The 10,515-nt window shown below is 62.4% G+C and carries 10 protein-coding genes and 1 pseudogene; 3 read left to right on the forward strand and 8 right to left on the reverse strand.

Features of this window, described 5'->3' with window-relative positions:
* Positions 1-85: 85 nt before the first annotated feature.
* Complete coding sequence (trxC, locus tag GGQ96_RS20240; RefSeq protein WP_184117070.1) at positions 86-523, forward strand: thioredoxin TrxC; 438 nt, start codon at positions 86-88, stop codon at positions 521-523.
* 165 nt (positions 524-688) lie between these two features.
* On the opposite strand, the gene bchE is transcribed toward trxC, so the two are convergent.
* Positions 689-2,230, reverse strand: coding sequence for a magnesium-protoporphyrin IX monomethyl ester anaerobic oxidative cyclase (gene bchE / locus GGQ96_RS20245; protein WP_184117071.1), 1,542 nt, complete (start codon positions 2,228-2,230; stop codon positions 689-691).
* Positions 2,231-2,308: 78 nt separating this feature from the next.
* On the opposite strand from bchE, the gene GGQ96_RS20250 reads away from it, so the two are divergent.
* The gene (locus tag GGQ96_RS20250) at positions 2,309-2,695 is read left to right on the forward strand and encodes a hypothetical protein (RefSeq protein WP_184117072.1); all 387 of its coding nucleotides are present in this window, start codon (positions 2,309-2,311) and stop codon (positions 2,693-2,695) included.
* Between the two features lie 90 nt (positions 2,696-2,785).
* Here GGQ96_RS20250 and GGQ96_RS20255 read toward each other — a convergent pair whose 3' ends face one another.
* Both GGQ96_RS20255 and GGQ96_RS20260 read right to left on the reverse strand, forming a co-directional pair.
* Entirely contained in the window at positions 2,786-3,577 is a 792-nt protein-coding gene (locus tag GGQ96_RS20255; RefSeq protein WP_184117073.1) for a hypothetical protein, read from the reverse strand.
* Positions 3,496-3,882, reverse strand: a complete 387-nt coding sequence (locus tag GGQ96_RS20260; RefSeq protein ID WP_184117074.1) for a hypothetical protein — start codon at positions 3,880-3,882, stop codon at positions 3,496-3,498. The genes GGQ96_RS20255 and GGQ96_RS20260 overlap by 82 nt, the downstream gene beginning before the upstream one ends.
* Before the next feature lie 245 nt (positions 3,883-4,127).
* Between GGQ96_RS20260 and GGQ96_RS20265 the strand changes: the two genes are divergently transcribed.
* On the forward strand, positions 4,128-4,331 hold the full coding sequence (locus GGQ96_RS20265) for a hypothetical protein (RefSeq protein ID WP_184117075.1): 204 nt from the start codon (positions 4,128-4,130) through the stop codon (positions 4,329-4,331).
* A 195-nt stretch (positions 4,332-4,526) separates the two neighbouring features.
* Here the strand turns inward: GGQ96_RS20265 and GGQ96_RS20270 are convergent, their stop codons facing one another.
* From GGQ96_RS20270 to GGQ96_RS20290, 5 genes and pseudogenes are all read right to left on the reverse strand, one after another.
* Positions 4,527-5,417: a hypothetical protein gene (locus GGQ96_RS20270; protein WP_184117076.1), complete on the reverse strand. Its 891-nt coding sequence runs from the start codon at positions 5,415-5,417 to the stop codon at positions 4,527-4,529.
* A 31-nt stretch (positions 5,418-5,448) separates the two neighbouring features.
* Positions 5,449-6,399: an MvdC/MvdD family ATP grasp protein gene (locus GGQ96_RS20275; RefSeq protein ID WP_221240084.1), complete on the reverse strand. Its 951-nt coding sequence runs from the start codon at positions 6,397-6,399 to the stop codon at positions 5,449-5,451.
* A 3-nt stretch (positions 6,400-6,402) separates the two neighbouring features.
* Complete coding sequence (locus GGQ96_RS20280; RefSeq protein WP_184117077.1) at positions 6,403-6,588, reverse strand: hypothetical protein; 186 nt, start codon at positions 6,586-6,588, stop codon at positions 6,403-6,405.
* 328 nt (positions 6,589-6,916) lie between these two features.
* Positions 6,917-9,259, reverse strand: coding sequence for an AAA family ATPase (locus GGQ96_RS20285; RefSeq protein ID WP_184117078.1), 2,343 nt, complete (start codon positions 9,257-9,259; stop codon positions 6,917-6,919).
* Between the two features lie 946 nt (positions 9,260-10,205).
* A pseudogene (locus GGQ96_RS20290) lies at positions 10,206-10,515 on the reverse strand (hypothetical protein); the annotation flags it as partial.

The following is a 10,515-nucleotide window of genomic DNA, read 5'->3' on the forward strand; positions in this document are numbered from 1 at the left end:
ACCAGCATCAGAGGACGCCATCGCCGGCCAGTCAGGGAACGCTTCGACACGCCTCCGGTTTTCCCAGGCTAGGAGGCGAAGTAGGATGTCCGGCTTGATTGTACGCTGTCCGGCATGCGCCACCGCAAACCGCGTTCCGGCTGACCGCCTTGGTTCCGGCGGCAAGTGCGGTCGATGCGGAGCGGCACTGTTTCAGGGCGAACCCGTCACGCTCACGAGCTCCAACTTCGACGCTCATGCGTCCCGTAGCGACCTACCTCTTCTGGTGGACTTCTGGGCACCGTGGTGCGGCCCCTGCCGCCAAATGGCGCCAGCCTTCGCGTCGGCGGCCGCATCGATCGAGCCCGCCGCCCGCCTTGGCAAGCTCGACACCGAAGCCGAGCAGGGCATCGCTGCACGCTATGGCATCCGCTCGATCCCGACGATGATCCTGTTCTCGCATGGTCGCGAAATTGCTCGGCAGTCCGGCGCGATGCCAGCAGCCACCATTGTGGAGTGGGCACGAGGTGCTTTACCGCGCTAATCCAAGCCTTGCTCGACCGGTAAATCGACCCACAAGCGGCCATTCGAGGCCGATTATTTAGCTCCCAACTTCTGCCATTTGTTCAGGGGCGCGGCGGGCTTGGGCTGACGCTTGGATGCTCGCTCTCATCCGCATGGTTGTGCCGGTAAGAGGTAGTATGCCCACCTATGCGGCTGGCGCTGGGGCAGAGGCGGAAGGCGTGACCTTTCGCCGAGCCGCGACGCGCGACGCTTCTTCCTCATGGTCCTGAGCCGCGCCGAGATGGTCAGCGACCGTCCGGCCATCATCGCTCCGTCGATCTCGAAACACGAAACCTGCGATCTCGTGAATCCACACCCGCCGACCCATCCGATAATACCACCGGATCGCGTGCCGGATCTTGGGGTCCGGGTGCCACGCCCAACGCAGAAGCGCGCGCGGCCGGAGCTGCGCGACCGCTTCGATCAGCTTGACCCAAAGGAACAAGCGCCAGGGCGGCATCCGGCTGAGTCCGAGCACCTGGTGCTTGTAGTCCCACTTCGTCTTGTCTGCCTGCACCACGGGCCGGTCGGCCGCCAGGCGAAAGTAAGGCGTCCATCGATGGGGGGTCACATAGAGCGCCTGGATCTGATCGGCGTCGTAGGAGATGAGCTGTCGCAAGCCGCGGAACAGGTCTCGATCGGTCTGATCGTCGAACCCGGCCACCCAGGTCACCATCGACAGGATGCCGTGCTGGCGAAGCAATCGGATTGCCTCGCGATCTTTAGCGACCGCGCCACCTTTTCGGATCAGCTTGAGCGTCGCCTCGTCCGTGTTCTCCATCCCCATCAGGAACCGCTCAAAGCCGGCGCGCTTGTACAAGTGCAGGATGTCGGCATCGCGTACGATGTCGTCGGCGCGGGTCGAGCCGACCAACGTGACCGAGACGTTCTCAGCGATCAGCGCCTCCAGAAAGGCGCGCCAAGGCTTGCGGCCGGCGCTCGGGTTCTCGTCCGCGAAGTTGAACACCTCGACCCCGTGCTCGCGGTGCAGGTGGGCGACCTCCTTGGCCAGCCTGACCGGATCGCGATGACGCCAGCGCGTCCAAAAGCCGCGCTGTCCGCAATAGTTGCACAGGTGCGGACAGCCGCGCGAGAACTGGATCACGACCGCGCGTTTGCCGCCCCAATAGCTGTAGCGCCGATGGTCGATCAGTTCCCAGCCGATCCGGTAGGCGTCAAGATCGGTGATGACGGACGCGGATGGGGTTCCCACTACTTCGTCGCCGCGGCGGAATGCGATACCGGGTATGTCATCCAACAATTCACCCCGTTCGAGAGCGCGCATTAGCCGCCGAGCGGTCTCCTCGCCCTCGCCGCGCACGATAGCGTGGACGTGTGGTTCGTCCCGCAGGATCTCACGCCAGAAATAGGTTGGGTGGACGCCGCCATACACGATGCGAGCCGTAGGCAGCGCTTGTGCTACGGCTGCGGAAACCTCGGCGATGATGGGATGGCCCGACGACGATCCCGAATGGCCGAACAGCACCGCGTCCGGCGCGAGACGGACTACTTCCGCTACCAAGGTCCCGAGCGGCCTGGGCCCGAACTCGCCATCGACGAGAGTCACCTCATGGCCGTCGTCGATCAGCGGCCCGCCTATGCATAGCAGGCCGAAGGGCGGCAGCTGCTCCTTCGGGATCCGGCTGCCGATCGCCGGGTGTGGTACGTTCACCAGAAGAATACGCAAATCGAGTACCCCGCTCCTGCCTTCCGGCCGTCATCGCACCGCGCGGTCAAGGGAGCGTGAAGAGACAGAGGCGAATCCGTGGAGAACAGCGACGCGAGAGTGATGCAGTACCGGGTGTTAGCCGATCATCGATTGCACTTCGGACGGCTCTACTTTCAGGTGATCGGCCTCAACCTCGCTCTCGTCACAGGCGTATTGGTGGCCATCGCCATCGCTCGGCCGCCCTGGTTGCCTGCGGCGGGTCTGCTAGCGGGGCTGATCCTGTTGGGGACGGGGTTCGTGGCCCACCGCCTACACGCACAAGAGGAGAGCTACGCATCCGCTCTGCGCGCCATCGAGCAGCACGAGGCAGGAATGGTCGCGCTCCCAGGCCAGAAGCAGCTTGGCGCCCGCCGGCTTGTGGTTCTCGCTCTAGCCGCAGCAGGTCTGCTGCTTACCTTGCTGAGCGTGTTCTACTCCGTCTAAGACCCGATAATGGACGTTCAGCCGGTTTGTGATGGCCTCCCAACCGAACGTACATTAAGCTGAACTAGTGAGTTCTCACCCCGTTAGCTCTCAGCCCTTGAGATTTCCGCCCCGTCTGAGCCACTCGTACTCGTCGAGGCCGACCCGCCCAAGAGCGCTGGCCATCTCACTTGCCGCCCGTTGCGCCTTGAGCTGATCGAGGTCTGCGATCCAACTGTACTCCTTTTCGCCAAGATCCTCAAAGAAGAACTTACCGGTCTGCGGTTTGACCCTGGCGGTGATCTTTCGAGTACTGTTGTCCGGCTTGAAGCTGGCGAAATGCCTCGTTGAGGCTGTGGTCAGAAGGTTCATCCTCAGCTTCACGTGCTGCTCATTGGTCCGGATCACCAACCAGAAGTCCTCGCCTTGACCCGACGGTGTCAGGGTCGTGAAGGAGAAGAACGTATCCTTCTGGAGGCGAACAGTATCGCAGATCGGCTGAGTGCAGAGCATGTATGTTCCAGACTCCTCGTTCTCGGCTCTCATCCACACGATCGAACCGATAGTGAGATGAGGAGCCCACCCTCGAGGGGAGGGCGTATAGCCCTCTGCCTCACGCGCGTGTGAGCTGAGACGAGCCAACTCGGAGGTCCGCTCCTGCTCGATGACATCGGCAGCACCTTCGGTCAGGTACAGCCGCTGCCCGCGCGGCGCGCGTCTGTAGCGGCGCGCCATCTTCGTGCTGGCACCGGTCTCATCGACGAAGACCAGCGTTTCCGGATCGGGGTCGAGCTGGCCATCGAACCAGGCCTCGCGCGCGCTCAGGACATCGGGGCGGTCCTGCTCCTGTGCATGGCCAGTCTTATTTTGCGCGTGTGCCCGTGGCGTGCGAAGAAGCGCCACAGCGTCGATACCGCCACCGCGATCCCCTCGGCGGCCAGCGCCGCGCGCAACTCGGCAAGTGTGATGTCAGGAGCCGCCTCGTACAGCGCCCAGATGCGCGCCGCCTTGGCCTCCGTTGCGGCCGAGCGCATGTCACCTCCCTGCGGCTTGGCCACGGGCTTTCCCTGATCGCGCTGAAGCGCCGCCCACCTCACAGCACTGGCCGCGCTCACCCCGAACCGTGCTGCTGTCGCACGGCGCGACATACCCAGAGAAATCGCACCAACCGCCCCCTCGCGCAGCTCCATCGACAATGGCTTGCCCATTTGACCGGCCTCCCGTCGCCGGTGACAATCATGAATCAGACTTCAAGCCGCTTGGGAATCCCTACTCGATTCAAGACGCTCGAAATCTGCTCTAATTCGCAAAGCTGTCTTCCATCCACTCGCAATGATGCAGATGACATAGCTATCCGATCGCTTGATCAAGCGCACCAGAGCAGGCATGCCAAACCGCTTTCGTTGACGCCAAACTTCGATCATAAGACTGCTGCACTAGAAAGGACACGCTCATGGATACACCGACACGCATTGCACTCGCGGTTTTGATCTCTGAACTTCGTACGAGCGAGGCTTTGAGCGCCAATGGTGTGAAGTCCGTGTTAGAAAAACTACAGTTTCATACGCGACTCATGAAAGAGGACGGTTTCGGTGGCGAGGCCATGGAAATGGAAGCACTTATGATCGACATCGAGCGACGGACCGGGTTGAGGTAGTAGCCCGATCATCATGGTTTTCCTCCGTCGATCCACGCGATACCGTCAGGTAGCCTGTAGCTGATACAATTTTCAGCCGCGTGGTTTTGCACAACCAGAACTAGGTGTTTGATCCCACGGTTTCCTGGTGCGATCCTTTCGTTGGCATGGAAGGAAGCCGCATGGGACAAGTTCGTCATGAGTGGTCGCATGCGATCACTCGCCACGACCACGCACGCCGTCCGAGCAGCGATAAAGCGATCGCAAGCTTCGCTTGCGGCGCTGAGCCGTGAGCTGGGGATCAACGTCATTGCCCGTCGTCGGGCAGGTGCCGGCTCTCGGCGCCGGTTCCGAAGCCTTCTTCCGGTCGAGCCGCCGGCGGTGAGCTCCTCGGCCGGCGGGTGCCATGAATGCGGATTGCTCCTCTGCCTGATAGACCATGGGCGGCGGCACCGGGGCGGGTTCCCGTACCTGCCCACAGACCACGGCGATCGAGGTGGGGCGGCTCTCCGCCGCGTCCTTCATCGATGACTTACCGAAGACCGCCGCCCACGTCCCGATCAGCAACGCGATGGCGAAGGCGACGATGCCGTTGCGTATGGACATGGCCGCCGCCGTCGCCTCGTTGCTGCGGATGATGTTGTCGCGTTGTGCCCAAGCGACCGCTGCCTCCAGCTGTCGTCGGGCGGCATCTCCTCCGGCCGCTCGGATCCGGCGGTAGGCGGCCCCGTAGCCGTAACGCTCCTTCGCGCGAAGGCCCCCGAAGCCCACGAGGACGCCTGTGGCGAAGTAGGCGGCCGCGACGAGGAAGATGAAGGCCGCGGCCATCTTGGCCGTCGATGCGGCGAGATCTTGGAGCAGCGTTTGCCCGACCAGCCCGCCCACGGCGACGGCGACGGACAGGCTGGCGGTCACCTTCTGCAGCTTCTCGTCGAGCTCCTTCGCGCGGGCGGCCTCGCTGTCGACGAGGTCTTCGAGATCGGCGTCTTCGAGATGGGGGATGTCCGGATCGTTCAAGGGGGCGTGTCGGATACGGTGGTTCGTCCACACCATCCGGAGCGGGACGAACGCTTCCGCGAACAGATGGCGGACCGCGCCGATCAGCATGGTGCCTCATCCGTCGCCGATGGATGGTTCGTCATCGCGGAGAGCGCGTCAGCTCTTCGGCGATCGCCGCCGCGATCGGGCGCTCTGGGCCATCGAGCCACCCCCATTCGCCTGTCGGATTGACCTCGATGAACCAGTACTCACCCTCGGAGAGCGCGAGATCGATCGCGGCGTAGGTCAGCTCCAGAGCCAGGGTGATGCGGTGGCAGGACTCCATGACCTCGGGCGGCAGTTCATGGGCGTCGTAGCGCAGGGACTCCTTCGTCTTCAGACGCCAGTCGCCGTCGATGGGGCGCTCATCCGCTAGAACGGCGACGCACCAGAGCCGGTCGCCGACGACCGTCACGCGCAGATCCAGCTTCGGTGCGAGTGCGCGCTGCACCGTCATGGGCGCCAGTTCCATGCCGCTTCGATCCAAGGCATCCCAATCGACGATCGCGGTGTAGCCGAAACGCTGGTTGGGACCTTCCCGGAGCAGCAGCGTGTCGATGCTCTTGATAGCCACGGTCGCGCCGGGCAGGCGGCCGGTCGAGATCGAGGGATCGTTGGTCATCAACGTCGCGGGAACCGCGAAGCCCGATCGGGACGCTTCCCTCAATTGCACGGCCTTGACCTCGCTCCGGTAGACCGCATCGGGCCGGTTGATCCACCGGGCGGTCCCGAACACCATGAGGCTGCGCATGAACGCCCCCCATTGGGTTCTCTGCAACTGCTCCATCAAGGAAGGGGGGCCGACCGACAGGTTTCGGTCGAACGTGCCTACCCGGAACCACACTCCGAGCGGACTATTGCCGTCCACGATTGATGTCCCGCCGTGCTCGCACGTCAGGAGGGGGCTGGTCGGATCCAAGGTCAGTCGCCACTCCGGCAGCTGCTCCCGATTGAGCCGGACGAACGGCACGCCACGCTCCGTGAGAGCACGACAGACGCGATCCGTTGCGAAATCGAGTACGCTGCTCAGGATCAGGACCCGCACCATCATGTGCTACTGACCCTTCTGGTCCTCTCCCGTCTCGACATCGAACTTCTTGCTCACGGGGCGCTCGTAGGGGTCGTCGCCGCCAGCGGTTCGCTTCCACACGCCGCCTGCCAGATCGTATTCGGCGTCGTCAGGCCAAGCGGCAGGGTTCTCGGCGACGCTGACCCTGGTGGTTTCCAGCAGTGGGTGCATGATTGTTACGATCCTATTCCTTCGAGAATCCTCCAGTAGCAGTCCTCGCGCCGGAAGACACCTGGGCCGTGACTTCGTCCACATCGTATCATTGATCACGTGACCTTGACCGGCGCCGTAATACGCGGCCGCTCCACACGACGTGCCGACCTGCCGCGACGATCTTGGTCTCTTCGGCGATGCCTTGTCTCCTCCTGTAGCTGCCGTCTGTTCTCGACACCTGAATCGACCAACATTGGGACGAAGCCGCCTTTCGCGGTCTAGCTGCTGAATGGCTGGCTATGCCAATAGCGGACATCCGTGACTCACCGATATTCGACGTTTGGAGCTACCCCGGCCGCCATTGCAGGTTCCCGCACCGGCATTCAACCTTGCCTCCTGTCGAGTCATAGACGCCAACCGGGGTCCCACAACCATCACACATGAAAGCTCCGAGGACAGCCTCGCATCCGTCGATCAGTTCCTCCGCTTCGGTCGTGCTGCCGCTGAACGTATGGGTCCCTCGGTTTCCCCAGATTGCCAACTCAGGCTTCGTCTTCTTGATCGCAGCGAGAGCGTCAGCGTTAGGAACGTAAGCGTCCCCAGCTTTCTTGCGGAAGGATTTGGTGGCCGCGCGCTCCAGAGCCACAAGAAACTGACCAGCGGTGCGGTGGTCGTTGTCATCGCCCCGCATATGCGGGACGGCTAGACCGATCCTCTCCGCCACCTCACTAAGCGCCACATCCATCAACCGGCGGACGTTTCCCAACGCTTCTTCAGGCTCCGTCTTCGCCCGGGCCTTCGCCGCCGTGATGTCCACGCCGTGGTCTGCGAAGGTGATCCCCGAGAACGGCGTGGTGAACGGTCGAAGCCGCTGGAACCCCCAGTGTGTTCCAGGCAAGGTGCGCTGCAGCTCGAAATACCATTCTCGGTCATGGGTCAGCAGGATAACCTGCCGGTTGGAAAATTCCTGCCGCAGCAAAGCCCCAACCCTTGAGCGATGTTCGCGGTCGAAACTGATGACCACATCGTCGAGGATAATGGGACAGTCCTTATCCGCAGCCTTGTGCGCCATTGCCAGAAAGATGCAGAGCCCGAGAGCATTGCGCTGACCTTCCGAGAGGGTAAGGCGCGGGCTATCTTGAGCTTTCTCGTGAAACCGGAGAGCGACTTCCACGGCTTTGTCATTATCCTCAGGTACCACGAGCCGCACTTCCGTGATCACGTCATTGGGCTGGAGGACCTTCCAGTACCGCTGCACGTCACCGGAAATGCTTTCAAAGGTCGTGCGCGCCCGCTCCGCGATTTCCTCCCTGACCGCAGCCTCTAGCTCCTTGACGAGTCTTATCAGGGCGTCGGCTCGGTTAAGTCCCGCCCGCAGTGCGCCAGCCTTCAGGGAATCTTGGAGAGTCCTGCCCTCCGCCTGATGATCCACCAAGGTCTGAACCTGTGGAGGAGAAGCCTTGGCGTCCTCGGCCGCCCGCGTGACAACTGGCAGAACCCTTGCCTGAAGCTCCGCAATATTTCCGGGACCGCACCTACTTCTCAGGTCGGCAGGCGCGAGCGCCGCGAGGTAAGCGGCATGCTCAGCAAGATCGGCTGATAGGCCAGCCCGCCAACCGGCCAAATCCTCCCTCCCGAAAACGGTTCGTAGGCGGGTGACTTCCTCGCATACTTCCCCAGCGGCCGCCCGATGCTCGTCATACATTTTCTGGGTTGCTGATAGCCGGTCTCGTTCGTTGGCCACATGCTCCCTGAATTCGTCAGCATCGACTTCTTTGCCGCACGCCGGACACGCAATGAAGCTCTGGAGGTCGCCTCCCGCTGAAGCGAAACCATTTGCGGCGCTCAAAACTTCGAGGCGTTCCTTGATGAGAGGTTCGGCCACTTCTGCAATTCGTGACGCAGCCTCCGACACCTTCGCTAGGCGGGCCGCAAGGTCGCTCCCACCAATCTCGCCAACCGCTGCTGCCCGTCGTTGGTCGGCGCTGAGGGAGGTGATCTGGTCGTCGATGGCAATCAGCACATCGACCACGGTTTTCGTTCGAGACTCCACAGCCTGCGTGGGTGCGTAGATGAGGCGAAGCTGCTCCAAGCGAGCAAGGAGCTGGTCACTCGTTTGCTCGCCAAACACCTCCCTGCGGCGGTCGGCCGCGCGGTCAAGCTTGGCACGGAGGGAAGGCAAATCGCCCTTCCGTTCGATCGCTTTCACTAGCTTGTGGAGGTTCTCCGCCGTCGTCTCCAGATGGGACAGCCCGAGCAGAGGCAATACGGCACTGTACTTGTCGCCCTTCGTGGCCCGGATGAAGCCCGACAGCTCCTCCTGCCGGAGTGCGGTCCGGCGGTAGTCCCAATACTCAATCGCCGTCGCGCCTTGCTTGGTCCGGGTCGGAGCGCCAGACTGCCATGTAAGCGTCTCAGACGATCCGTCCGTCAGAGTGATCTTCACCGCTGTTTGCTGTCCCGCTGGGCGTGACGTATTCAGCAGCCCCTTCTCTTGGTTTCGGCCGGAATATTCGTGGCTAAGATGGCCGACTTTCCCGCCGCCGAGCGTGACCTCAACGCCGTCCACGAAAGAACTCTTGCCTGCGCCGTTAGTCCCGTAGATTGCCGCAGAGCGCCCACCGAGTTCGAGCGTTGCACTCTCCGCTGCTCCCCGAAACCATTGCATGCTGATGGAGCGCAGCCTCATCTGCCACCCCGGTTTGCAGAGATAAGCAAGGTGGCTATCTCATCCAGCTCAGCAGGCTTCCTTGCTTCCTGCAGAGGCCCTGCAAGGAACTTGCGGAATTCGGCAGCAATCTCGCCTGGGAATACATGGTCGCTTGTAGTCGCCGCCTTTATGGCCGCCGCAAGGCGTATATCTACCCAATTTCCAGGTTCACTCAACATCGCCTCCCACCGCTTATGCTAGACATCAAACTAGCAATACATTGGTTGGTCAAGACGAGAAGTAAGGTCCTAAGCAGCGCAAACAGCATTATAAGGCGGGCGTTCCGGCCTGTCGCACCGAGTCAGCTATCCCGTCCGAGGATCCGCGTCATCGGCGCGCTCGTCACGTCCGGAAGCGGACCTTCCCAAGGTCAGGCAAGAGTCACAAGCCGCCGTCCATATCGTTGGTTCCGAATGACATTGATTGGTCGGAAGCTGCCCAATGCGGTGGACGGCCAGCTCTTGGACAAAGCCATCGTTCGTAGAAGCTGCGGCGAACGGCAGCTTTGTCAGAAGCGAATGTGAATCGCTTGTCCGTTGGACGGCTCCGAGTGGGGAAGCCTGGCCGCGAGCGGACTGGCAGCTTGCAGGCGTTCAAGCCCCTGCCCTGCTGCCTGAACGAACGTCCGCTTCTCCGCGATCACTGCTCAAAAGCGGACAGGCCGCTTTTCATCTGTGGACGCCCCTTCGGTTGCAAGCGGTATCTGGAGGTTCTGACGCATAGTCGGATGCTGCCATCTGTCCGGCCTGTGATGCAGCGGTGAGCTGCTGGCCCGTATGGGAGTTCGCGGACCGGAACCACTTCACCAATGGCGTGCTCACGGCACGGTGGAAAGCCCTGGTTCTTCCGGCCCCGTCTCGCCGACTGTTGCGCCATACCCTCCTTCGCCCGACTGCGCCCTCCGACGCCTCTGGCCCGCCTCGGCTTACGCCGCGACTGCGACCGGAGCTCTGTAATCCTCTTGCCTGACCAGCAACGCCCAGACGGTTCGGGCCATCTTGTTGGCGAGCGCGACCGTCACCAGCATGCGTGGCTTCCTGGCCAGCATGCCCTCGAGCCATGAGCCGGCCGGCGCGCCGCGCTTGCTCGCCTGGAGCACGACCGCGCTGGCCCCGATAATGAGCAGGCGCCGCAGCGTTCTGAACCGCGCCGGGTTTGCCGGAGGCTGTTGGATGTGAGTCACGCTGCCATATCGACGATGTTCGCGGCAGCATAGTATTGCTCTTCGGCCTCGG

It is taken from the genome of Sphingomonas abaci (assembly GCF_014199625.1).
GTDB classification, from domain to species: Bacteria; Pseudomonadota; Alphaproteobacteria; order Sphingomonadales; family Sphingomonadaceae; genus Sphingomonas; species Sphingomonas abaci.

What these genes read in the sequence shown, in the direction of transcription:
- trxC (WP_184117070.1), top strand. Translation starts at nt 86, where the DNA reads ATGTCCGGCTTGATTGTACGCTGTCCGGCATGCGCCACCGCAAACCGC.
- GGQ96_RS20285 (WP_184117078.1), bottom strand. Translation starts at nt 9,259, where the DNA reads ATGAGGCTGCGCTCCATCAGCATGCAATGGTTTCGGGGAGCAGCGGAG.
- GGQ96_RS20270 (WP_184117076.1), bottom strand. Translation starts at nt 5,417, where the DNA reads ATGCTGATCGGCGCGGTCCGCCATCTGTTCGCGGAAGCGTTCGTCCCG.
- GGQ96_RS20265 (WP_184117075.1), top strand. Translation starts at nt 4,128, where the DNA reads ATGGATACACCGACACGCATTGCACTCGCGGTTTTGATCTCTGAACTT.
- GGQ96_RS20260 (WP_184117074.1), bottom strand. Translation starts at nt 3,882, where the DNA reads ATGGGCAAGCCATTGTCGATGGAGCTGCGCGAGGGGGCGGTTGGTGCG.
- GGQ96_RS20275 (WP_221240084.1), bottom strand. Translation starts at nt 6,399, where the DNA reads ATGATGGTGCGGGTCCTGATCCTGAGCAGCGTACTCGATTTCGCAACG.
- GGQ96_RS20280 (WP_184117077.1), bottom strand. Translation starts at nt 6,588, where the DNA reads ATGCACCCACTGCTGGAAACCACCAGGGTCAGCGTCGCCGAGAACCCT.